The following is a 24,088-nucleotide window of genomic DNA, read 5'->3' as shown; positions in this document are numbered from 1 at the left end:
ATGGCATTAAAAATCAATTTAAATGAAGTTAAGATGCAACCACATCCCAAATTTAACGGAGTAAATGTAGGATATGTTGTTACAAAAGACAGACATCCTGAGCTAAGTATTATAATACTTGAGCTTGCCAGAGGAGTAGAAATTCCCTTACATACTCATGAAAAAGAAATAGACAGCATCCTTATAATTGAAGGCGAAGGTGAAATGTACTTAAATAATGAATGGCAACCAGTAAGAAAAGGTGATATCATTGTCATTGGAAGCAAAGAATTACACGGACTAAAGGCGAAAACTGATTTAAAATCATATGTAATACATGCTCCAGCTTTGTGGTAAAGATGCTGGTAAAGAAATCATCAGATATCTATGAGAAACTTTCTGTATTAGCTAATGGAGCTAAATTTGACGTATCCTGTGCTTCAAGTGGAGTAAGTAGAAAAAGCGCTAAAAATCAACTGGGCTCGACTTCAAGATTTGGAATCTGCCACAGCTGGAGTTCAGATGGAAGATGTATCTCTCTTCTAAAGATATTGCTTACAAATTTTTGTATAAACGACTGTGCTTACTGCATAAATCGTAAAAAGAATGACATCAATAGAACACTTCTCATGCCGGATGAATTAGCAAAGATAACCTACGAATTTTACAGAAGAAACTATATTGAAGGACTTTTCTTGAGCTCTGGCATTGTTGGTAGTCCTGAAAAGACGATGGAGATGATGATTAAAACAGTATCCATTCTGAGATTAAAATACCATTTTAATGGCTATATTCATCTAAAAATAATCCCCAATACTTCAGAAGCAACAATAACTGAGGCTATAAAATGGGCAGACAGGGTAAGTATTAATCTTGAGTTACCAAACAGGAAATCTTTAGAATACCTTGCTCCAGATAAAAAAATGGATAACATCCTTAATACAATGGATTTTATTACAAAAACCATTGATAGTCTCCAACAGAATAAAACTCTTTATAACTCAAGAGGTGGACAAAGCACACAACTAATAGTTGGAGCAACACCTGATAGCGATTTTGATATTCTGAAACTCACTTCAGAGTTGTATAAAAAGAATAAATTAAAAAGAGTTTACTACTCTGCCTATATTCCTGTTAATGATGACTCAAGATTACCATCTACAAAACCGCCATTACTTAGAGAACATAGATTATATCAAGCTGATTGGTTGATAAGATTCTATGGTTTTTCAGTTAATGAAATTGTCTCAGAAAAAAAACCTTTCCTTGATGAAACTACTGATCCAAAACTCTCCTGGGCATTAGAAAATTTAGAGTTTTTCCCTGTTGAGATTTATAAAGCTTCTCTTGAGTCATTACTTAGAGTTCCTGGAATAGGTCCAATCAGTGCAAGAAAAATTATACAACTAAGAAGATTTATCAATCTTGACCTGAATTCTTTGAAAAAAATAGGAGTTGTTACAAATCGGGCAAAATACTTTATAACAATAAAAGGAAAATTTTTAGCAGGAAAGGCTTTGTACGATAGACCAGAACAGATGAAAAAACTATTTAATCAACAAAAACTTACTCAATATCAATTATCACTATGAAGGAACTTGAATTAATAGAGAACATAAAAACAACTTTTAAACTTAATCAGATGACGATTTTTTCTTATGACACAGAGGACTATGTTGAAAAGATAAAAAGATTAGACAGTGCTACTTTAAAAACTATTTATCTATTTATCATGAGCGAAGATAAGGATTTATTCTCGGATCTTTCATACTTTTTAGATACTTTTAGAGGCAACAGTTTAGAAAACTACTTTGATCCGATAATCCAGAAAATTCATAACAAAGCTAAAAGAGTAAGGAGAGAAATTCATAGAATGAAAGGGCTTTTAAGATTTAGAGAGATTGAAGGTGGTTACCTCTATGCCCAGTTCTGTCCTGAAAATAACATAATTTTACCTGTTGCAAATCACTTCTCAAATCGTCTTAAAAAGGAGAAGGTTCTAATTCATGACCTGAAAAGAAATATTCTGGTTTTTTGTTATAATGGAAGAGTCTATCCAGCAAAAATAGAGAGCAAAATACCCTCAATAACTCAAAATGAAAAAATTTTCTCAAAATTATGGCTTCAATATTTTGATAAAATATCAATAAAAGAAAGAATGAATCTAAAAGTTCAAAAACAAAAGGTACCATTAAAATACAGAAACTCAGTTATTGAGTTTATTGAATCACGCAATAATAATTAACAAACAGAACTTCTGTAACGCTTTTTTAGTCTTCAATTGAGTTCTGGTAATATCTTCGTAAGTTTTTCAACTTTTAAGTTTTTTAGCTATTTCTGTAAGTCTTTTACCAAATGCTCTACATATATTTGCTTCATTCTCATCAATCTCTCTTTTATTCTCCGCCTCTGCTACATGTCCGGGTCCATAAGGAGAACCTCCACCTTTTGTAAGATATAAATCAGGTATTGAATATGGCACTCCTACAATAACAAATCCAAGATGTAATAAAACACTCATAAATGTTAGAATTGTAGTTTCCTGACCACCATGTAATGTTCCTGTTGAAACAAAAACACCAGCAGGTTTGCCTTCAAAAACTCTTTGCATCCATAAGGGACCAAGTTGGTCAATAACATTCTTAAGCTGAGCAGAGACATTACCAAATCTTGTAGGAGTTCCAAAGGCATATCCATCAACATTTTTAAAATCTTCAAGAGTGACTACAGGGACTTCTTTTTGCATTTCTTTGCCAGCCTGCATATCCTGTCTTGAAGCAATAACCTGTTCTGGAATAAGTTCAGGACATTTTCTTATTACTGGCTCTCCACCTGCTTCTTTAACTCCTTCTGCTATCAATTTTGCCATTTTATAGGTATTGCCAAAGGTGCTGTAATAAACAATCAAAATTTTCATGCTTGCCTCCTGAAATTTTTTATGTCATTTAAATTATACCAAATCACGATATTAATAATTATTATTTGCAATTATGTAATCTTTTGGGATAGGATAATTTAATAATTATGGAAAAAAATCTCATAGCAAATGTCGCTGAAAAAATCGAAACAACCGAGGAAAATCTTGTTATTCACGCAAATCCTTCTCAAATAAAAGAAATTGCAAAAATTCTTATAATGCAAGGAGCAAGATTTGTTCATCTTACAGCCATTGACTTTATCAATCAGAGAAATCAGATTGAACTCAACTACTTCTTTTCACTTATAAAAGATGGAATGAATGTGATTGTAAAAACACCCTTAGAGCAGTCAGAACTCTCAATATCTTCAATTTCTGAAGTAATTCCGGCTGTAATATGGGCTGAAAGAGAGTGTAATGATCTATTCGGAATAAAATTTGAAGGACATCCTGATCCAAGAAGACTTGTTCTTCCTGATAACTGGCCCGAAGGAGTTCATCCATTAAGAAAAAGTTTTTCCTACAATACCAAACCGCCTGAAACAAAACAACCTCCACCTCTTAAAAAACCAGAGGAAGGGAAAACAGTTATCCCAATTGGTCCTTTTTATCCATCTCTTGAAGAGCCTGCATATTTCAGGCTGATTGTAGAAGGAGAAGAGATTGTTGATTTTGACTACAGAGGTTTTTATGTTCACAGAGGGATTGAAAAGCTTGCTGAGAGTGCTCTAAATTATCAACAGATTCCATTTCTTGCAGAAAGAATATGTGGCATCTGCGGATTTGTACATTCCTGTGCATACTGTCAGGCAGTTGAAAAAGCTGCAAATATTGAAATTCCTCTAAGAGCTAAATTCATTCGCAGCATGTTTCTTGAACTTGAAAGGCTTCACAGCCATCTTTTATGGGTTGGGCTTGCAGCTCATATAGTTGGTTTTGATACACTTTTCATGCAGGCGTGGAGAATTCGTGAGCCTGTTATGTATATATGCGAGATTATAACAGGAAATAGAAAAACCTATGGAATAAATATTGTCGGAGGAGTAACCATTGATGTTCAACCCGAGCATTTAAAAGACATAGAAAAAATAATAGGTGAAATAGAAAAAGAGGTAATAGAACTCAGAGAAATTATTCTTGATGATGAAGTAATACAGCTTAGATTTAAAAATGTTGGAATTCTTAAACATGATGATGCTAAAAAATACTTTGTATGTGGACCTGTTGCAAGAGCTTCAGGAATAAATATTGATATGAGAGTTAATTTTCCCTATGCTGCCTATTCTATGCTAAATCTGAGAGTCCCATTAAATAAAACAGGTGATGTATGGGCAAGAACTCTTGTTAGGCTGGATGAAATTTTAGTTTCAATTAATATTCTCAGACAGATTATTGAAAATATGCCAGAGGGTCAAACATCAGTAAAAGTCTCAAAAATTGAGCCATGGAAAGAGGCTATATCCTATATTGAAGCACCAAGAGGACAACTCTTTCACTATGTTATGACAGGTCCTGATGGAAGACCTTATAGATGGAGTGTTAGAGCTCCGTCATACCAGAATTATCAGGCTCTTTCTGTTATGCTTAAAGGATCTTCAATAGCCGATGCTCCTTTGATTATAGGAAGCATTGATCCATGTTTTTCATGCACTGAAAGATATGAGGTTATTGATTTAAAGAAAAACTCTGTGAAAGTTTATACACCAGAGGAACTAAAAAATGTTTAAAAGTAAAATAAAAGCACTTTTACTTTCATCAAGACATAAAAAAATAACAAGACCCTATCCTTTTGTTCCTGTAACTCCACCTGAAAATCTGAGGGGAAGACTTGAGGTTGACCCAAACAAATGTATAGGATGTGGAAACTGTGTAAGAACCTGCCCTTCAAGGTTAATATCTATTGAAACTCACGAAGATGAGAAAATAGTGATGTTTTCATCGGGTAGATGTATCTACTGTGGAAGATGTGCTGCTGCCTGTCCGGAAAAAGCAATCCGCATAACTCATGAGTATGAACTTGCCACGGACAACAAAAAGGACCTTGAGATTGTAATTAAAATAAAAATGGTAAGGTGTATTGTTTGTGGGAAGCCTTTTACTTCATGGAATATGTTAAACAAACAAATTGAAAGACTTCAGGACAAAAGTGAAGAGCAGATTAACAAACTTAAAATATGTGCTGAATGTAAAAGAAAAGCAACTTCATGAGGAGCGTCCATGGATTTTCTTCTTTTAACATTAATAACACCTTTTATCGGAGCTTTGCTATCTTATACATTTAAAAATAAAGCTGCAGTTATCGCCTCTTTATTTTCTCTGCTCACTCTTTTATTCAGTCTGCTCAGCATTTTTGAAACCTCTCTCTCAAAAGTTAAAATCTACTACAGTTTTTCACTATTTAAGTGGTTGAATGCTAATTTTGGACTTATTTGCGATCCTTTAACATCAATTCTGCTTATTCTAATCACTGTAATTGGCTTTTTTGTAATTTTATACTCCTGTGGATACATGTCTCCTCAAAATGCTGACCATCCATTTTATAAACCATATGGGAGTTATTATTTCCTTATGCTTCTTTTTATTGGTGCAATGGTTGGAGTTGCTACAGCAGCCAACTTTTTACAGTTATTTTTCTTCTGGGAAATCACAACTCTATGTTCATGGGCACTGATTTCATACACAAAAGAAAAAAAGGCTTTGTTTTCTGGATTAAAGGCATTCATAATGACCCATATCGGTGGATTGGGCTTTTTAATTGCTCTTGGATTAATGTATTATCAGGCAAAATCCTTTGATTTTTCAGTAATTGATTTTGTTTCCTACAAGTTCGTTATTTTTGCACTTCTGTTTTTTGCAGCATCTGCAAAGTCAGCTCAAATACCTCTTTTTACATGGTTGCCTGATGCAATGGTTGCTCCAACACCTGTTAGTGCCTATCTTCATGCAGCCGCAATGGTTAAAGCAGGTGTTTATCTGATGGCAAGGATTTATCTTTCCAATTATTCTTTAACAGAAAATGAAGCTCTTGTTACAGGCATTATCGCTGTCTCAACAATGATGCTTTCTGTAATTTTATACTATTTTCAGGATGATCTAAAAAAACTGCTTGCCTACTCAACAATAGGACATCTTGGATACATTCTCTTTGGTGTATCTTTAGGAATTTATGGTTCAAAAACAGGAGGAATGGGTGGAGTCTTTCACATAATTAACCACGGATTTGCAAAGGGGCTGCTTTTTCTTTCAGTTGGTGCAATTGCCTATGCGACAGGTTCAAAAAGTATAAGAGAACTTCAGGGAGTTTCAAAGAAATTTCCTCTTATTACAGCCTGCTTTCTTACAGGAATGTTTGCAATAATAGGAGTGCCACCTTTTTCAGGGTTCTGGAGTAAATTCATGATTTTTACAGGAGCCTTTGAGATTAAAAATACAACTGCCAATATTTTCGGTATAATTGCAATTTTTGAGAGCATCCTTGCTTTTTGCTGGTATATTTTTGTTGGACACAGAGTCTTTTTTGGCCAAGCATCACATAAAGTATCGAATGCTAACTGTACAATACCTTTGTCAATGAAGTTTAGCTTGATAATACTACTGATTTTGAGTCTGCTTTCTCCTCTCATTGGTTATTACTTTATTGAAGCTTTATCAGGAGGGCAGTAATGCAATATCTCTATGTTTCATTTTTAGCCCTGATTTGTGGTGCCATACTGACATCATTCATCAAAAATAAAACTATTTCAGGATTTTTAGCTACCACTTTAACGCTTATTTCTTCACTCTGTCTCTTCTCTGTTTCAATAGATGTGATATCAGAAAATAAAGTTATTGAATATGAAGTGTTTTCATTTAAGGGAATTCTGAATTCTTCACTTCTTTTAAGCATTGATTCTCTATCTGCTCTTTTTCTTTTAATAATCTCTATTATTTCTTTCTGTGTTTCCATGTTTTCATGGAAGTATCTTAATGCCTATAAAGAAAATTCACCTGTTAGTTTTTATCCATTTTTAATGTTGCTTTTTATGTCTTCTTCAGGAGTTGTCTGTGTAAAAGACATTCTGTTTTTCATAGTTTTCTGGGAGTTTATGACTCTCAGTTCATGGTTTCTTGTTGTTTTTGAAAGAGAAAAAAAATCAGCAATTAAGGGAGGACTTCAGTACTTTATCGCAACCCATGTAACAACAGCATTTTTAATTCTTGCCTCTGTAATTATTTATTCATACAGCAATGATTTCTCTTTTAAAGCAATAAACAAAAGTTTTGAGTTTATCATCAATAATCATCCAGCAATTGCCCATTTTATATTGTTCTCTATTTTTATTGCCTTTGTAACAAAGGCAGGTGTTCTACCTTTTGGTTTCTGGTTACCAAATACATACCCGCAACCTCCTTCATCTGCTTCTTCTTTCTTTGGTGGAGTAATGTCAAAGCTTGCAGTTTATGCACTCCTCAGATTTTTCTGCTCAGTGTTTCCTGTTTCTTTTTATACTCAAGTATGGGGGTTTATAATCGCAGTTTCGGGAGTTTTTTCAATATTTGTTGGAACAATTGCTGCATTAACACAGGATGAAGCTAAAAGACTCATGTCCTTTCATGCAATTGGACAGGTTGGATATATGCTTCTTGGCATTGGTGTGGGACTCTATTTTATAAAAATTAATCCTTTTGTCGCTGCTGTTGCACTGGTTGGAGGATTATTTCATGTTTTCAATAACTCCATTTATAAAAGCCTTTTATTTTTAAATGCCGGCTCTATCTTTTATAAAACAGGAACAACTGATCTTAACAGGGTTTCAGGATTGATGAAAGTAATGCCACTTACAGCAATAACTGCTCTAATTGGCTCTTTATCAATAGCCGGAGTTCCACCTTTTAATGGTTTTATTTCAAAACTTCTCATTTTTGAGTCCTCCATCTGGTCAGCAAAACAGTCAGAAGTATTCTTACTGACCAGGGGAACTTTCATAGTTTTTGGAATAATCTCTGTTTTTATCTCTGCAGTAACTCTGGCATCTTTTCTTAAGTTTGTAAACTCTGCTTTTATGGGAAAGCTTGAAGGCACATTTGATGAAAAAAGAGACTTACCCTGGAGCATGGTTCTGCCACAGCTTATACTTGCAGGATTGTGTATTTTAACAGGATTATTTCCAATGATTTCTTTAAAAATTATTTATGCTGCCACTTTGGCTTCATACAACTTTTTACCGGATTTTTCCTCAGTTTTCACAGTTAATTTTGCAGGAGTTGATATAAACTTTATTAAAAATTATTCTCAGGGGGCATGGTTTCCTGTTTTCGTTATGATTCCTTTGATAATTCTCAGTATTCTTATATTTTCCTTTGAAAAGTATGCTGGAACTCCAAAGAGAGAAGTAGAAACATGGTATGGTGGAAAAGAACATACTCCTGAAGAAGTAGCGTATAGAGGACATAGCTTTTATCAGCCCTTTAAAGACCTTGTAAGTTTCAGAATTGGAAAGATTCAATTTAAAGGATTTTATCCTGTTACAACTCCATCAATAAAAGTTTCAGTGCCAGAAAAATTTTTAAAAATTCTTCATCCCGATGAATGGCTTTATTATCCAGTTGCAAACAGATTGACAAAACTATTTGAATCAGCTGAGAAATTACATAACTCGACGACAAAAAAATATATTGCATGGCTCATAGTTGGTAGTATTTTTATCTTGATTTTACTGTTTTATTTTTCAGGAGGAAGCTTATGAATCCTGAATTTCTCATATATTCAACCATTGTAAACCTGTTTGTTGTTTTGCTTCTTTCTCCTTTTTTTGATGGATTTACAAGAAAGGTAAGAGCATTGATTCAAAGCAGAGTAGGACCTCCACCTCTTCAGTCATACTATGACATTATCAAGTTAATGGGGAAGGAAGACTTAAAATCAACTATAAATCCCCTTTTCAGACTCTCACCATATCTTTCAGTTGTAAGCATTGGTATGGCATCTCTTTTAATACCTATTACTGGATTGATTCCTCCGCTAAATTTCTGGGGAGATATATTTCTCTTCATCTATATAATTACAGTTGTTGGAATTGCAATAATTATTACTGCTTCAGCCTCTGAAAATCCTTTTGCCTTTATTGGTGCATCCCGTAAAATGATGCTTCATCTTTCAGTTGAGCCAATTCTTGCAATTGCACTTATAACAGGTGCTATAAATGCTGGCTCTTTTAAAATTGGTGATATTGTTACATGGTATTATTCAAACGGACCAAATGTCTCCATGCTTCTTGCAACAGTCTGTGTGTTTCTATCACTTCAGGCTTTGATTGGTAAAATTCCATTTGACATATCTGAAGCTGAACAGGAGATTGCAGAAGGTGTACTTATTGAATTAAGCGGTCCTAAATATGCCTGTGTTAAATGGGCAAATATGTCAAGGCAGGTTCTTTTCTGTCTTGTTTTTACACAGATTTTTATTCCATGGACTTTTTCAGAAAACTCTCTGTTAAACATATTGATAGCCTTAATAAAAGTAACGGCAATTATCTTTATAAGCACCCTTATTGAAGCTCTAAATCCAAGACTCAGAATTGATCAGGCTTTGAAATATAATCTAACTCTTGCTCTTTTTTCACTAACATCAATATTTTTAGCTCTTTTAGGAGTTTAGTATGGAGATAATATTTATTGCAATTTTATTCTTTACTTTTCTTGCAGGAGAAGCTAAAAGCTTAAAGTTTTCAACTTTAAGTCTTGTTCCTCATAGTCTTTTAATTGTTGTTGCAGTCTTTACCATAGGTTATATCTACGAAATATCCTCTCTCTATTTGATAGGAGTAGTTGATCTGGTTGTAAGAGCCATTCTAATGCCTTTATTCTTGCTTAAGTGTTTAAAAAATAGAGTTGAAACAGAGGAAAAACCTTCAATTTCTCATCCTCTTTCCATAGCCCTATCAATAGTTGTTCTTTCTGTTGGTTATCACTTTGTTAAGATATTCACAGTCTATCAACTGCCTCAGGTGCTTTCAGGTTTTTCCTGCGGATTAACCCTTGTTATCTATGGATTGTATCTATTCATATCAAAAAAGGACATGATAAAAATGATAATAAGCTTTTTTATTATTGAAAACGGAATTCACTTCCTGATAATAAGCATGATTCCTCATATGCCAAAGCTTATTGAAATTTCATTAACTTTTAATTTTGTTGTGGCAGTGCTATTTTTTGTTTATCTTACTATAAGACTGAATGAAGTATTTTTCAGAGAGGAAATTAAAAAATTCAAAGAAATAAATTCTCAAGGGAGTGAACAATGAGTTTTATTATGCTCACTCTGAGTTTTATCTCTCCAGCATTAGGCTCTTTACTAATTCTTCTTTTTGGTAAAAGAGCTTTAATAAGAGATTTTATTTCCATTGTATCAATAGTTCTGGCAATTGTTGGTACTGTGCTTTCGTGGAATACACTGTTTTCATCTGATGAAAAAACACTATTTTATGGACAAGTGTTTTACATTGATGGATTAAGCCTGCTAATGCAGTTAATGGTTGAGTTTGTTGCTTTAATGGTAATTTTATATTCACCAAAATATATTGGCAAAGTTTATAGCCATAGAAAAGAAAGCTTTCATATCTATTATAGTGTCATACTTATTGCATTAGCATTTATGAATCTTGCCTTTATTTTGAATAATCTTTTCTGGATCTATATAGCACTTGAACTAAGCAGTATTGTCTCAGTTTATCTCATAGTTTTTAACTTAAACAAGACATCATTAAAGGCTGGATTCAAATATCTGATTTTAGTCAATGTGGGAATTCTTTTTAGTTTACTCGGGATTATTCTTCTTTTCTATATGGCTGGAAAAACTGTAATGATAAGCAATATTGGTGAAATAATTAAAACTTTACCAAGAAATATTGCTCTTCTTTCTGCATTTTTATTTATTGTTGGATTTTTCACAAAGGCAGGATTAGTTCCATTCCATCTTTGGTTGCCTGACTCATATGCAGAGTCTCCATCAGCTATAACAGTATTTTTAGCTGGAGCAGTAACAAAACTCGGATTTTATGGAATAGCCAGAACAGTTACACTATTTTCTTTTAACTATGAAGAGATAAAAGTTCTGATTATAATTCTTTCATCATTAAGCATGCTTATAGGTGCTGTTATTGCATTCAATCAAAGGGATATCAAGAAGTTGATTGCCTGTATTAGTATCAGTGAAATGGGATTTATAGCATCAGCCTTGGCTTTAAAAAACTATGAAGGTTTATTTGGAGGCATTTTCCATATTATCAATCATACAATTATGAAAGGAGTCTTATTCTTTGCTACAGGCGCAATAATTTATGCCTGTGGAAGCAGAATAGTTGAGGAAATAAAGGAATCAATAGGGAAAATGCCAACTGTTACAATATTCTTTTTCATTGGTTCGCTGGCAGTAGGAGGAATGCCTCTTACAGCAAGCTTTTTGAGTTCAATTACGATATTTATTGCCCTGACAAATGAAGGCTTCCTGTGGGCATCAGTAGTTTTAATATTATCGGAATTTGTCTGTGCCATTGCTCTTTTAAGGACTGCAATATCAATATTCTGGCAGAAAAATGAAAAAATGGAAGTTTTCAAAAGTTCTGTTCCTTTTTCAATCATATTTTGTACAGGAGTTTTAGTTATCTTATTAATAGTTTTTGGAATATATCCAGAAATTATTTATCCAATGATTGACATGGCAACAAAAGGAATTATTAAAACAGCAGGATAAGGAGGTTGTTCAGATGTCTTTACTTAAAAAACTCGCACAAAAGGCTCTAAAAAAATCAATATGGATATTTCATGTTAATACAGGAGCATGTAATGGCTGTGATATAGAACTTCTTGATGTTCTTACTCCTTACTATGATATTGAAAGATTCGGTATGAAGGCAGTAAGCTCTCCCCGTCATGCAGATGCACTTGTTATCTCAGGACCTGTAACAAGACCTACTGTAGAGTTTGTCAAATCAGTTTATGAAGCAACTCCAGAACCAAAAATTGTTATTGCTCTTGGCTCCTGTGCCACAGCAGGTGGTATATGGTTTGACAGCTACAATGTAGTTGGTGGAGTTGATAAAATAATACCCGTTAACTTATACATACCAGGATGCCCACCTCGTCCAGAAGCAATTCTCTTCGGAATTGCTCAAGCTCTCGGAATATCTAAAAAGAAAATAAAACCCCTTATTGCAGAACAAATTGGAGTTGAATGAATTTTTAAGTAAAATTAAGGGAAGAGTTTTAATAGCAGGAATAGGAAATTCCTTGAGAGCAGACGATGCTGTCGGTTCATACATTGTAAAAAAATTAAGCAATGAAAAAATAGATGCAATTTTAGTTGACTGCGAAGATCAACCTGAAAGATTTATTGAAAAAATAGTTCATCATAAACCAGATACTGTTATTTTTATTGATGCTTTACATATGAATCATGAGCCAGGGTCTGTAGTTTTTTTAGAAAAGAAAGATTTGTATCATACAGGAATATCAACCCACCAGACAAATCTTAAAATGTGCATTGATTATATAAAATCAAGAATTAAAACTGAAATCTTAATAATTGGTATTCAGCCTGAAAACACAGATTTTGGAAATAGGATGAGTGAAAAAATTTTAGATGTTGCAGAAACTTTAAAAAATATTCTGATTAAAGCTTTACTGCTTTCTCGTTTTTAAAATTTCCTCATACAAATCAAAAAGCACTTTTTCATAATCAAGAACACCTTCTTCAATTTTATCCATAAATAATTCAAGTTGTTCTGTAAACTCTTCTGAAAGAAAGTTTTTTATCTCTTCTCTGTTACTTAAATAGAAATATACAGCTTTACCAAGTTCTGTTGGAATTAAAAAACCTTTTGATTCAATGATATATTTTCTCTCAAGAAGTTTTTCAACAATGCTGGCATAGGTTGAAGGTCTTCCAATTCCCTTTTCCTTCATTTTTGCAACAAGCTCACTATGAGTATAAAGATAAACCTTTGGTTGCTGCCTGAACTGTTTTGTTTTTGATACATCAAAAATGCCCTGCAGTTCTGGATAAGTTTCAATATTTAATATCTTGTTCCAACCTTCTTCAAATATCTCTGTCCGCAAATTTATCTTCTGTTCTCTATTTAATGCTTTAATAACTATCTCAACATTTTTAGTTTTAACTGGTTTCATCTGACTTGCGATAAATCTTCTAAAAATCATTTCATAAAGAAGGAGATGCTCTTTACTTAATCCTTCAATCTGGCCAGTTATAAGCATAGAGTTTAATTCTTCTGGTTCAATTGCTTTTGTAGGTCTTATGCACTCATGGGCACCTCCTTCAGACCAAATTCGTGGGGAAAAGTATTCCAGACCAAACTCCTCTTTTATAAAATCTCTTGCCACATTAATTCCAGCATCGGAAACTCTTTGGGAATCAGTTCTATGATAAGTTATGAATCCGAGTTCAAAAAGAGTTTGAGCAAGCTCCATTGTTTTTGGTAAAGAAAATCTGTAAAAATCTCCAGCATCTTTAAGCATTGTATCAGTCCTATAAGGAGGTGGAGGCATTTCTATCTTTTCTGAGGTTGAAATAACTTCAAGCTGAACTTCTTTTAAATCAGTAAAAAATTTCATAGCTTCCTGTTTGTCTTCGAATTCAAAATTTAATCGCAATTTTTTGTTATTCTCTTCTATGAAAAATGAAACTTTGTAAATTTTTTGCGTGTGTTCTTTTTGTCTTTCAATTATCCAGCCTAAAACAGGAGTCTGAACTCTTCCAGCTGAAAGAGTCTGTTTGCCAAAATTTTTTTGAAGTAACTGAGAAAACTCAAAACCAACCCATCTGTCAGCAATTCTTCTTACAATCTGTGCTCTAATAAGATTAAAATCAAAATCTCTTGGCTCTTTTAATGCTTTAATTACTGCTTTTTTAGTAACTTCGTGAAATTCCATCCTTTTTATATCTTTAACATAAGGTTTTAAAATCTCATTAATATCCCAGCCGATTTTCTCTCCTTCTGTATCTGGATCTGTAGCAATAAGAACCTGTTCTGCCTCTAAAGAAACCTTTCTTAAGCTTTCGATTATTGATTCTTTACCTTCAATGCTTTTATATATAGGTATAATGCTTTCATTAACTACTACTCCATAAAAAGCTTCATTCTTTACTAAATCAAGGATGTGTCCATAAGAGGATGTTATTATTATGTATCTATCTTCAATTGAGGTTTCAAAAAGATCGTGGTCAAAAATTTTCCTTCTTACAGGCTTTCCAAAAAAGTTTGCAATAGTTTTTGCTTTATTCGGAGACTCTACAATAACTAACACCGGTTTCAGGGGATCTTTACTATCCTGAGGCTTTCTTGTCATTAAAAATTCTTTAATTTTTGCTCTATCTTCATCTATTTCTTTTAAAACACTGCTCAGATCAATCTCTTCTACAGGCAAAAACTTTATTTCATCGCTGAACCATTTTACCTTTCGTAGAAGATGCTTAAATGTAGCTGTATCATCCACTAAAACTAAAGAAAGCCCCTTTGTTATTCCACCAGCGTACATCCTTGAAACTCTTCCACTTGCCTGAAGATACCCTGTAGCATCCGATACCACCATCATATAGCCTTCTTCTGTAAATCTTAAAGTTATTTCATCAGAAGAATTCAATAAATCCAGAACTTCTTTTGATGAGAAAAAATCACCTATTTGTTCTCTTAAATTGTCTATTGTCTGCTTGAGAGAGGGTTTTAAATTTATAAAATCTTCTGCTAAATACTGAAATTTTCTTAATTGATTAATCCAACTATTTATTTTTTGTGTGTACTTTGGCATTTTTTTAACGATAAAAGAACGAATTGAAGAAACTGCCCAAAGAAGATGACTCAAGTTTGACTCAAATTTTAAAGAAATAACAATTTTTGGAACTCCATAAAAGATTGCATATCTTACAACTTGAGGCATGTCAAATCCACGAGCTAAAGGATTTTTATAGGAGGCTATCCCTACTAAAACATCTATCCTACCTTTTTCAAAATTAGATATTGCTCTATCATTTAAATTTTCATATGATACTGCTTCTATTCCGTTTTTCTTGAGTTCTTTTATGATTTCATCTATTTTTTCTTTTCCTTTATCTGACGAGATAAAAATTAAACCTCCTTTACCAAGTCTTTTAATCCACCCCACTAATGAACCTTTTTCAGTAAAAGTATCAATCACATTTCTTAAATAAAATGTTGGAGTTCCTACTTCAAATCCTAACAATTCACGAAAAATTTTTATTCTGTTTGAACGGGGTTGACTTGTAGCAGAAGATACTACAAGCACGCCTTTTTTGGTATTTCTTAAACTATATAGTTCCTTTTGAATTTCATTTATTTTTTCCCAATCAGCATCAGTTTTCTTTACCTTTGCCTTAAGAGCAATAACTTCAAGAGCTTTTTTAATTTCAGATGAAGAAAATCCAAGTAAATACAAAACTTTGTCAACATTTTTTGCTGTTTTTAAAAAGGAATCCACATCATCAACAAAAATAAAACTAAAGTCTGGTGGAATTATTTCCTGATTTTTGTAAAGAAACATTGAGGTTGTAACAAGAACTTGAAAATCTCCTTTTTTCAATCTTTCCTTAAGCTTTTCATTAGTTTCGACAAAACCAAGAATTTCATCTTTAAGTCCAAAATTTTTTAAACGCTCTGAAACCTGTTCAACTAAAAGTTTTGTAGGCACAATAATGTATGATTTTTTATTCAATTTTGCAAGATATGATGCCATAGAGATTCCAAACGAGGTCTTACCAACTCCTGTGGGAGCTAACAAAGCAAAGGAAACGCCAGAAAAAACTCTTTTTGCCCAAGTTTTTTGAAGACTCCATGGTTTTGATTTTACGTATTTTTCAAAATTTTTTTCCCATTTTTGGACATATTCTTTAACAAGGCAAACTTCTTTATAATTTCCAGATTTTATAAAACTACAGGGGTCATCTTCTTCATTTGGAAGGCACTTTTCACAGGGAAGTCCTTTATCCAGTCTTTGAGAAGCTATCTCTCCACCACAGTTAGGGCATAAGCCTTTAAATAGACTTAAAATCATATAGTTCTTATTATCGCCTCTTGTTATAGTGTATTTCAAGAGCTACTAATTTTTTAAGGGCTTTTAAACGAGACTACTATTTTCACTGGATGAATTTATTCTGCTATAATAAAAATTTGTTAAATCTATTAGCAGGAGGAAAAATGTTTAGAGATAAATATTGTGCAGAAGTTAAAGAAGAAGAAATTGGTAAAGAGTTAAGACTCTGCGGATGGGTTTTTCGTAGAAGAGACCATGGAGGTCTAATTTTTGTTGATCTAAGAGACAGAACAGGAATTATTCAAATAGTTTTTACTCCTGAAATGTCAACAGAAATCCATAAAAAAGCTCACAGTTTAAGAACAGAATATGTAATCTCTGTAAAAGGGATTCTTAAAAGAAGACCTGAAGGTACTGAAAATCCAGCACTTATTACAGGTAATGTAGAACTCTGGGTATCAGAACTTGAAATTTTATCTACTTCAAAGTCTTTACCATTTCAACTTGATGAGGCTGATGAGACTGCTGAGTTATTAAGATTAAAATATCGTTATCTTGACCTTCGAAGAGCAGAAATGCAGCGAAACTTCTTTATAAGACATAGAGTAACTATGTCAGTAAGAAATTTTCTTGATTCAAAAGGATTTCTTGAAATAGAAACTCCTATGCTTACAAAATCTACACCAGAGGGTGCGAGGGATTTTCTTGTTCCAAGCAGACTCAATCCAGGAACATTTTATGCTCTTCCTCAGTCTCCTCAGCTATTCAAACAGATTCTTATGATGTCAGGATTTGATAGATACTTTCAGATTGTCCGTTGCTTTAGAGATGAAGACTTAAGAGCAGATCGTCAGCCAGAGTTTACTCAGATTGACCTTGAGATGTCCTTTGTTACAATAGAAGATATTTTAACCCTTGTTGAAGAAATGCTTTTTAAGTGTTTCAATGAGGTTCTTTCCATTGATATTGAGATACCATTCAAGAGACTTACTTATGAAGAAGCAATGAATAAATATGGCTCAGATAAACCTGATTTAAGATTTGGACTCGAGATTCATGATGTTACTGAAATTGTTAAAAACAGTCAATTCAAAGTCTTTCTTGACACAATTGAAAAGGGTGGCGTTGTAAAAACTATATGTGGTAAAGGTTTTGCATCACTTACACGGAGCGAGATAGACAAACTCGTAGCTTTAGCTCAATCTTTTGGTGCAAAGGGACTTGCATGGATAAAAGTTAAAAATGGATTTGAATCTCCAATTGTAAAATTTTTCCCGGAACAAGTTATTAAAGAGATTGCTAAGATAACAGAAGCTGAAGATGGAGACATGCTTCTTTTTGTCGCCGATAAAAAATCTGTAGCCAATGAAGTTCTTGGAAGACTGAGACTTGAAATTGCTGAAAAGGCAGGAATAAAAAGAGAAGGTTTTAGTTTTGTATGGATTACTGATTTTCCTTTATTTGAATGGGATGAAGAAGAAAAAAGATTTGTAAGCATGCATCATCCTTTTACATCTCCTAAGGATGAGGATATAGAGAAACTACTGGGAATGCCCGAAGAGGCTTTCAGAGATCCTCAAAGCCCTGTGCAGAATATAAAAGCAAAGGCTTATGATATTGTTCTTAATGGTTATGAGCTTGGTGGAGGAAGTATTAGAATTCACAGGTCAGAGCTTCAGGAACAAATATTTAAAATACTTGGTATTTCAGAAGAAGAAGTCAAAAAAAGATTCGGATTTTTTGTGGAAGCTCTCTGTTATGGAGCTCCTCCTCATGGAGGAATAGCTTTAGGTCTTGATAGACTTGTTATGCTAATGACAGGAGCGAATTCTCTAAGAGATGTTATAGCATTTCCAAAAACGCAAAAAGCATTCTGTCCATTGAGTGAAGCTCCTTCAGAGGTTGATTTAAAGCAGTTGAAGGAATTACACATAAAACTTGATATTTAAGGTATAATTTAAACAAGATGATAAAAATTCCAGTTGATAAGGCAAAACCAGGGATGAAAATTTTGAAAGATATAGTTAATGAATCAGGTATGGTTGTTGTTCCAGCAGGCAAGGAACTAACAGATTCTCTAATAGATAAACTTTTGATGATGAACATAGATTTTTTATATGTAGAAGGACAGAAAGAGATGCGACCAAAGGAAGAGATCTTGGAGGAAATTGAAAAAAGGTTTAAAAAAATTACTGACTCACATACCCTGCTAATAAAAACGATTTTGAAAAGTCACATTGAGGAACTTTATAAATGAATGCTCAGGAAGTACTTGGAAGAATTGAAAAAATAGAAAGTCTTCCGACAATTCCTCCAATCTTGAAAAAAATTTTATCAGTTATAGAAGACCCCAGAGTATCTTTACAAAAAATAACTGATTTTGTATCCTCTGATCCTACGCTTACTGCAAGAATACTTAAAATGGTTAACTCTCCTGTTTACGGATTCCCTGGAAGAATCTCCTCTGTAAGCCATGCAATGGTAATTCTTGGATTGAATGCTGTTAAAGGACTTCTTCTTGGTGTTTCAGTTTTTGAAATAATGCAAAAAAGTATGATAGGACTGTGGGAACATTCTCTTTCAACAGCCATATTTGCAAGAATTATGGCGATTAAAAAAGAGTTACCGTCTCCTGAGGAAATATCCATTGCAGGACTTTTGCATGATATTGGAAAAGTAATTTTAATAATGGCATTCAAAGATGATTATCTCAAATTAATAAACTCAGTTGAAGAAAAAGAAAGCTTTCTTTATGAAATTGAGAGACAACATTTTGGAATAACTCATGCAGAAGTTGGAGGAATTATTGCAAAAAAATGGAATTTTCCTTTAAAACTTGTTGAACCAATAATGTATCATCATAGACCTCAACTGGCTGAAAAGTATCAGAAAGAAACTGCAGTTGTCCACTTATCAAATATACTTACACTGGCAAGAGGAGTTGGATATTCAGGCGAAATTTTTGTTCCTTCAGTTCATTCTTCTGCCTGGGAAATTTTAAATCTTAAAGGAGACGAAATCTCAGAAATATTCAAAGAAGCAGAAGAACCTATAACTACCTCAGGAGAAATTTTCTTTTCTGATGACTAAAAAAATTATCGTTATTGTTAAAAGTCCCGAAATAAAAAAGGTCATAAAGAAAATTCTTCTTGACTCTTCTTATGAAATTTACTATTTTGAAGAGATTAGAGAAGCTCTTGATATCATATATGATGAAGTTCCCGATTTAGTTCTTATAGAGGCAGTAAATAATCCTTTTGTTGAAGTTTCAATTATTAATGATTTAAAAAGTGATCCACTTTTCGTGTCAATGAATGTGTTAGCAATAGTTTCTCCTGATTTTTACACTGAAGACTGGCAGAATTTTATTGTTGATGACTATGTGAGAGTTAATGAGCTACAGATAGACTTACCAATGAGAATAAATCTATGTTTTGAGAGACTGGAAAGAGTAATAGCAACAAGTCCCCTGACAAAGCTTCCAGGCAATCTTGTTATACAGAGAGAAATTCAGAAAAGACTTCAAAGAGGAGATGTTTTTGCTCTGGCATACGCAGATTTAGACAACTTTAAGCCATTCAATGATAAATACGGATTTTCAAGAGGTGATCAAGTCATAAAGATGCTTGGAAGACTTATTCTCAATATTATTAGAAGTGAACAGCCAAATGGAAGTTTTGTAGGACACATAGGTGGTGATGACTTTGTCTATATAATGAGTCCTGAAAAGATTGAAGAAACAACGCAAAAAATAATAAATATATTTGATAATCTTGTGATAAACTTCTATGACGAAGAAGACATAAGAAAAGGTTACATAGAATCAGTAGACAGAGAAGGTAAAACTCATCTTTATCCCATAATGACAGTATCTGTTGGAATAACCTCCAATCAATTTAGAACTTTTAAGCATTTCAGTGAAATGGCTGAGGTTGCTTCTATGATGAAATCTGTTGCCAAGAAACAAAAAGAAAAAAGATACGCAATTGACAGAAGAAGAAAATAAATCTACTCAAGAAGTAAAAGCAGTTCATTTGTCTTTTCTTCAAGTTTTTTTAACTGCTGTTTTGTTTCTTCAAACTCTTTTTTTGTCTCATAAAGTTCATCGGCAATATATAGACAGGTAAGGATGGCTGCCCTCAGAGGAGGCATTGCAGAGTTTTGTTCATATACTTTTCTTAACTTCTCATCAACATAGGCAGCCAACCTTTGTATATATTCTGGTGATTTTTCTCCCTTTATGGTATATTTTTGTCCTAAAATATAGACTTCTGTTTTATACATTTGTTTCTAAATCAAGTTCTCTGAGAAGCTCTTCTATCTGTCTTTTTATTGCTTCTCTTTCAGACACTAAATTTTCAATCTCTTGATTTTTTGCTTTTAAAACTTCTTCAAGGGTATTAACTTTTCTTTGTAATTCTTCCTTTTCCTGTTTAAGAATCTTAATCTTTTCAAGTGCTGATGCAATTTTTTCTTCAATCATTGATTCCCTCCCTTGACTTTTATTATTTTTGAGATTGCTTCCTGAGTTAGAGCCCTATTAATACGTAAATACTCAAAATAAGAAACGAGCACTCTCTGCACATAAGCTTTTGTCTCAGCATATGGAATATCTTCCATAAATTCATCAATATCTCTATAAAAGTTCTCTCTAAGCCAAGATTGAACAGCCTTTTCGCCTGCATTATAAGCTGCAATAGCAGGCACTATACTGCCAAATTCTTCAATTAAATTTTTTAAGTAATAGCTTCCAATCAGGATATTTTTTTCTGCTTCAAAAATTTCTGAGTCTTTTTTAAATCTGATACCTATTTTTTTACCTTCTCTTTTTGCAGTCTCAGGCATAAGTTGCATTAAACCCAGAGCTCCAGCAGGTGAGTAAGCAAAACGATCAAACCTTGATTCTTCTCTTATAATAGCGAAAACAAGGTATGGATTGATATTGATTTTCCTAGAGGCATTTAAAACAACATCTTTATAAGCTTGAGGATATAGAAGTTCGGAAAAGCTGAATTTATTGGGAATTTTTGATATAAGCCTTACTGTTGTAGAGTAATCTCCAAGTTCATTAAGAATTTTACAAAAGGCAGGAATATTCTCAGGGTTTCTGTTGTCTTTTAACAAAGCTTTTATCTCTTTTATTGCTTCATCTCTAAAAGAAGCTCTGATAAGTATTTCAACTCTCTTTGGAAGAGTCATCTGATAATTAACTATGGCTGGCTCTGGAACATTAGATATTTTCCCTTTCATATAAAATAAATATGAATAAATATCTCCCTGCTGAAAGGCAATAGAGTATTGTTTTACAGGAACAACTCCTTTTGTTTCATTTATCTTTTCAAGCCAGTAGAGATATTTAATCTTACCGTAAGATAAGTAAAGCTGCTGAAGGATTTTTTCTGCTTTATCATAATCTTCCATTAGATAGTAATTCCATGCTAAATACCACATTGCATTTTCTTTTTGAGCTGGATATTTATCAACAACCATCTTAAGAATTTTTATTGCATAATCATATTCACCTGCTCTTCTCTTAATATTTGCATAGTTTATTAGAACTTCTGAAATTCTCTGATCAGCTGATTTGATGTATTCTGGAAGTTCCTTCTTAAAAATCTCGTATTCTTTTGCTCTTAGCAGAGATCTCGCTCTCCAGTAATGCTCACCTGTGTTTTTAAAAATATCTGCTGCTTCAGAGTATCTTTTTTGCATAAAGAGAGAATACCCGAGCAAAGAAAGAATCTCTGTTTTTTGAGAATCTTTCATGTTGAGGGCTTCTTTAAGATATTTTTCTGCCTTTTTAAACTGATATGAACTATTCAACGCCTTAGCTTTTTTAATCAAATCATTTGTGGTTATATCTTCTGAAGAAAGCTCCTTTTCTGCCTGATCAGCATAGGGTGAAGCAGTTACAAAGATTTCTTTAAATATTTTCCTTGCTTTTTCAATTTTTTCCTGTTTTTTGAGATAAAGGGCATATTCATATTTTATTCTTATTTCTTCTGGATATTCATTGATAAAGGATTTATAAAACTCTTCAAGTTCAGGTAAATTAAGCAATTTTGCAATTTCGATCTCTTCCTTTCTTGCATCTTTGAGAATTGGTGATTTTGGATAATTTTGTTTTAGTTCCCTTATATCTTTTAATGCTTCTTCATATTTATTCATCTCTTTATAAGCCTTTGCTCGCCACAGTAAAATATAATCACCAATTTCTTTGAACTCATTTAAAGCCTTTGTAAGATATTCTTCTGCTCGTTGAAAATTCCCCGACTGTAAAGATTTTTTGCCTTCAATTAAGTAATCTATAGAAGAAAACTGCGATAATGTAGAAGATGGAAGAAAAAAGAATAAGATCAAAGCTATTAATAGACCTAACTGTTTCATAATTTATCTTCCATTATCTGTTTTTGATAGGAGTAAAAATTACTCTCAACTTCTTTTAAGCTGTCTCCACCAAATTTTTCTAAGAAAGCCTCTGCTATATGCCACGCCAGCACTGCTTCTCCAATAACAGACGCAGCAGGCACAGCACATACATCACTTCTTTCATAGGATGCTGCAGTAGCCTCTTTAGTAAAGACATCTACTGATTTTAAAGGCTTTCTTAGTGTGGGTATGGGCTTCATAGTAGCTTTGACAACTATTGGCATTCCATTTGAAACTCCACCTTCTATCCCACCCATATGATTTGTTTTCCGATAGAAAAACTTATCGTAAAAAATTTCATCCATAACCTCAGAGCCGAATTTTCCACCAAGTGTAACTCCATCACCAATTTCAACTGCTTTTATTGCTTGAATGCTCATAATACCACTTGCTATTTTCGAGTCAAGTTTTCTATCCCAGTGAACATAACTTCCAAGGCCTACCGGAACCCCTGTAGCAAAAACTACAAAGCAACCACCTACGCTGTCTCCATTTTTTATTGCCTGTTTAATAACTTCTATAAATTCTGCCTCTGTTTCCTTCCATGGACATCTGACAGATGAAGACTCTGCCATTTGAGCAAGCTCCAATAACTCCTTTTCATTTAAATTTGCTGCTTCAATCTTTTTTTCTGCAGAGCCAATTCTTGTTACAAAACTTCCTATTTTTATGTCAAAAATCTTTAAAAACTGCTTTGCTACTGCACCAACTGTTACTCTTGCAGCAGTTTCTCTTGCAGAGGAACGTTCAAGAACATTCCGTATATCAGTATGTTGATATTTAAGGAATCCTGCCAGATCAGCATGCCCTGGTCTTGGTCTTGTTACAGTAGGACATGACTCAAAGGCTTTGTCAGGACTCATTGCCTCTTTCCAGTTTTCCCAATCACGATTCTTTATGAAAAATGAAATCGGAGAGCCGAGAGTTTTTCCCCATCTTACACCGGAAAGTATCTCAACCTCATCAGACTCAATCTTCATTCTTCCACCCCTGCCATAACCCTGCTGTCTTCGTTTAAGTTCCCTATCAATTTCTTCTTTTAAAATAGGGACTCCGGCAGGCATTCCTTCTATGATAGCTATAAGCCCTTTACCGTGGGATTCTCCTGCTGTAAGAAATCTAAGCATAGGCATATTTTAAAAAATCTTAGCTTATTTTTTCATCTTCAAAATAAACAACTTTTCTTCCTCCAAGATGCATTGGAATAGTATGAGGAATCCAGACCGATTTTTTGAAATATTTTTCATCAGCCCTTGCTGTCAGAACATCTGCTAAAAAAGCATAGCATTCACCAGCATCAACTGTTTCACTGACCTTACATTCAATAAAACCTGCACATCCTTCTATAAGAGGTGCTGAAATTTTAGATGCTTTAATCTTTTTTAAGTTTGCTTCCTTAAATTTATCAACATTTCTACCAGATTTACTTCCACATATCCATATAGCTTTTACCATATCCTTTGTGGGAATATTAATTGCAAACTCTCCTGTTTGAAGAATCAGTTCTGCAGTATAATGCTCTTTTGAAACACATACAATAACTTTTGGAGGTTCTTCACTTGCAGGAGTTGACCATGCACAGGACATAACATTGTCCCGTCCATCTTTGCCTACAGAAGTAAGCAAAAAAACTATCTTCGGATGTAAAAGCCTGTAAAAATTCTCTTTCAATGCTAACATTTTCTCCTCCTTTTTATGTTGTTATTGCTATAATTTTACCAT

General features: G+C 33.4%; 24 protein-coding genes. 16 read left to right on the top strand and 8 right to left on the bottom strand.

Going from position 1 to position 24,088, the window contains the following annotated elements; translation table 11 throughout:
- The 3 genes from TAGGR_RS04955 to TAGGR_RS04945 are packed head-to-tail and all read left to right on the top strand — an operon-like array spanning position 1 to position 2,224.
- The gene (locus TAGGR_RS04955; protein ID WP_059176234.1) at positions 1-336 is read left to right on the top strand and encodes a cupin domain-containing protein; all 336 of its coding nucleotides are present in this window, start codon (positions 1-3) and stop codon (positions 334-336) included.
- 2 nt (positions 337-338) lie between these two features.
- Positions 339-1,571 carry a putative DNA modification/repair radical SAM protein gene (locus TAGGR_RS04950; RefSeq protein WP_059176233.1) on the top strand — a complete coding sequence of 411 codons (1,233 nt, stop codon included), beginning with the start codon at positions 339-341 and terminating at the stop codon, positions 1,569-1,571.
- Positions 1,568-2,224: a TIGR03915 family putative DNA repair protein gene (locus TAGGR_RS04945; RefSeq protein WP_059176232.1), complete on the top strand. Its 657-nt coding sequence runs from the start codon at positions 1,568-1,570 to the stop codon at positions 2,222-2,224. Before TAGGR_RS04950 ends, TAGGR_RS04945 begins: the two co-directional genes overlap by 4 nt.
- A gap of 66 nt (positions 2,225-2,290) precedes the next feature.
- Here TAGGR_RS04945 and wrbA read toward each other — a convergent pair whose 3' ends face one another.
- Entirely contained in the window at positions 2,291-2,896 is a 606-nt protein-coding gene (gene wrbA, locus TAGGR_RS04940; protein WP_059176231.1) for an NAD(P)H:quinone oxidoreductase, read from the bottom strand.
- Positions 2,897-3,003: 107 nt separating this feature from the next.
- Here wrbA and TAGGR_RS04935 point away from each other — a divergent pair, with 107 nt between their 5' ends.
- From TAGGR_RS04935 to TAGGR_RS04925, 3 genes are read left to right on the top strand one after another with little or no spacing between them, the layout of a single operon-like run.
- Complete coding sequence (locus TAGGR_RS04935) at positions 3,004-4,623, top strand: NADH-quinone oxidoreductase subunit D-related protein (RefSeq protein WP_059176230.1); 1,620 nt, start codon at positions 3,004-3,006, stop codon at positions 4,621-4,623.
- The gene (locus tag TAGGR_RS04930) at positions 4,616-5,104 is read left to right on the top strand and encodes a 4Fe-4S dicluster domain-containing protein (protein ID WP_059176229.1); all 489 of its coding nucleotides are present in this window, start codon (positions 4,616-4,618) and stop codon (positions 5,102-5,104) included. The genes TAGGR_RS04935 and TAGGR_RS04930 overlap by 8 nt, the downstream gene beginning before the upstream one ends.
- Before the next feature lie 9 nt (positions 5,105-5,113).
- Positions 5,114-6,559: a hydrogenase 4 subunit D gene (locus tag TAGGR_RS04925; protein ID WP_059176228.1), complete on the top strand. Its 1,446-nt coding sequence runs from the start codon at positions 5,114-5,116 to the stop codon at positions 6,557-6,559.
- 10 nt (positions 6,560-6,569) lie between these two features.
- Here the strand turns inward: TAGGR_RS04925 and TAGGR_RS10910 are convergent, their stop codons facing one another.
- Entirely contained in the window at positions 6,570-6,842 is a 273-nt protein-coding gene (locus tag TAGGR_RS10910) for a hypothetical protein (protein WP_059176227.1), read from the bottom strand.
- Between TAGGR_RS10910 and TAGGR_RS04915 the strand changes: the two genes are divergently transcribed.
- Genes TAGGR_RS04915 through TAGGR_RS04890 form a run of 6 tightly spaced genes read left to right on the top strand, consistent with a single transcriptional unit; the run spans position 6,736 to position 12,574 of the window.
- On the top strand, positions 6,736-8,622 hold the full coding sequence (locus TAGGR_RS04915; protein ID WP_369688460.1) for a complex I subunit 5 family protein: 1,887 nt from the start codon (positions 6,736-6,738) through the stop codon (positions 8,620-8,622). The two genes, TAGGR_RS10910 and TAGGR_RS04915, sit on opposite strands and share 107 nt — an antisense overlap.
- Complete coding sequence (locus TAGGR_RS04910; RefSeq protein ID WP_059176225.1) at positions 8,619-9,533, top strand: respiratory chain complex I subunit 1 family protein; 915 nt, start codon at positions 8,619-8,621, stop codon at positions 9,531-9,533. The genes TAGGR_RS04915 and TAGGR_RS04910 overlap by 4 nt, the downstream gene beginning before the upstream one ends.
- A 1-nt stretch (position 9,534) precedes the next feature.
- Positions 9,535-10,179, top strand: a complete 645-nt coding sequence (locus tag TAGGR_RS04905; RefSeq protein ID WP_059176224.1) for a hypothetical protein — start codon at positions 9,535-9,537, stop codon at positions 10,177-10,179.
- Positions 10,176-11,627, top strand: a complete 1,452-nt coding sequence (locus TAGGR_RS04900; RefSeq protein ID WP_059176223.1) for a complex I subunit 5 family protein — start codon at positions 10,176-10,178, stop codon at positions 11,625-11,627. The genes TAGGR_RS04905 and TAGGR_RS04900 overlap by 4 nt, the downstream gene beginning before the upstream one ends.
- 13 nt (positions 11,628-11,640) lie before the next feature.
- Entirely contained in the window at positions 11,641-12,111 is a 471-nt protein-coding gene (locus tag TAGGR_RS04895) for an NADH-quinone oxidoreductase subunit B family protein (RefSeq protein WP_059176222.1), read from the top strand.
- On the top strand, positions 12,098-12,574 hold the full coding sequence (locus TAGGR_RS04890; protein ID WP_059176221.1) for a hydrogenase 3 maturation endopeptidase HyCI: 477 nt from the start codon (positions 12,098-12,100) through the stop codon (positions 12,572-12,574). The genes TAGGR_RS04895 and TAGGR_RS04890 overlap by 14 nt, the downstream gene beginning before the upstream one ends.
- On the opposite strand, the gene rgy is transcribed toward TAGGR_RS04890, so the two are convergent.
- Positions 12,554-15,958, bottom strand: coding sequence for a reverse gyrase (gene rgy / locus TAGGR_RS04885; RefSeq protein WP_059176220.1), 3,405 nt, complete (start codon positions 15,956-15,958; stop codon positions 12,554-12,556). The two genes, TAGGR_RS04890 and rgy, sit on opposite strands and share 21 nt — an antisense overlap.
- A 143-nt stretch (positions 15,959-16,101) precedes the next feature.
- Between rgy and aspS the strand changes: the two genes are divergently transcribed.
- From aspS to TAGGR_RS11080, 4 genes are read left to right on the top strand one after another with little or no spacing between them, the layout of a single operon-like run.
- Positions 16,102-17,886, top strand: a complete 1,785-nt coding sequence (aspS, locus tag TAGGR_RS04880) for an aspartate--tRNA ligase (protein WP_059176219.1) — start codon at positions 16,102-16,104, stop codon at positions 17,884-17,886.
- A gap of 17 nt (positions 17,887-17,903) precedes the next feature.
- On the top strand, positions 17,904-18,194 hold the full coding sequence (locus TAGGR_RS04875) for a hypothetical protein (RefSeq protein WP_059176218.1): 291 nt from the start codon (positions 17,904-17,906) through the stop codon (positions 18,192-18,194).
- A complete protein-coding gene (locus TAGGR_RS04870; protein ID WP_059176217.1) occupies positions 18,191-19,027 on the top strand; it encodes an HDOD domain-containing protein in 837 nt (278 codons plus the stop codon). Before TAGGR_RS04875 ends, TAGGR_RS04870 begins: the two co-directional genes overlap by 4 nt.
- A complete protein-coding gene (locus TAGGR_RS11080; protein WP_059176216.1) occupies positions 19,020-19,943 on the top strand; it encodes a diguanylate cyclase in 924 nt (307 codons plus the stop codon). Before TAGGR_RS04870 ends, TAGGR_RS11080 begins: the two co-directional genes overlap by 8 nt.
- A gap of 2 nt (positions 19,944-19,945) precedes the next feature.
- On the opposite strand, the gene TAGGR_RS04860 is transcribed toward TAGGR_RS11080, so the two are convergent.
- The 5 genes from TAGGR_RS04860 to TAGGR_RS04840 are packed head-to-tail and all read right to left on the bottom strand — an operon-like array spanning position 19,946 to position 24,046.
- Positions 19,946-20,221 (bottom strand): cell division protein ZapA, encoded by a 276-nt coding sequence (locus tag TAGGR_RS04860; RefSeq protein WP_059176215.1) that lies wholly within the window; start codon positions 20,219-20,221, stop codon positions 19,946-19,948.
- On the bottom strand, positions 20,214-20,420 hold the full coding sequence (zapB, locus tag TAGGR_RS04855; RefSeq protein ID WP_059176214.1) for a cell division protein ZapB: 207 nt from the start codon (positions 20,418-20,420) through the stop codon (positions 20,214-20,216). Before zapB ends, TAGGR_RS04860 begins: the two co-directional genes overlap by 8 nt.
- The gene (locus TAGGR_RS04850) at positions 20,417-22,324 is read right to left on the bottom strand and encodes a transglycosylase SLT domain-containing protein (RefSeq protein ID WP_059176213.1); all 1,908 of its coding nucleotides are present in this window, start codon (positions 22,322-22,324) and stop codon (positions 20,417-20,419) included. The genes zapB and TAGGR_RS04850 overlap by 4 nt, the downstream gene beginning before the upstream one ends.
- Entirely contained in the window at positions 22,321-23,493 is a 1,173-nt protein-coding gene (gene aroC, locus TAGGR_RS04845; RefSeq protein ID WP_082673594.1) for a chorismate synthase, read from the bottom strand. Before aroC ends, TAGGR_RS04850 begins: the two co-directional genes overlap by 4 nt.
- 19 nt (positions 23,494-23,512) lie before the next feature.
- On the bottom strand, positions 23,513-24,046 hold the full coding sequence (locus TAGGR_RS04840; protein WP_059176211.1) for a flavin reductase family protein: 534 nt from the start codon (positions 24,044-24,046) through the stop codon (positions 23,513-23,515).
- Positions 24,047-24,088 lie beyond the last annotated feature (42 nt).

The sequence above is a fragment of the Thermodesulfovibrio aggregans genome, from assembly GCF_001514535.1.
Taxonomy (GTDB): Bacteria; Nitrospirota; Thermodesulfovibrionia; order Thermodesulfovibrionales; family Thermodesulfovibrionaceae; genus Thermodesulfovibrio; species Thermodesulfovibrio aggregans.
The sequence above is the reverse complement of the archived record's forward strand: the minus strand, read 5'-3'. Positions and strand labels throughout refer to the sequence as shown.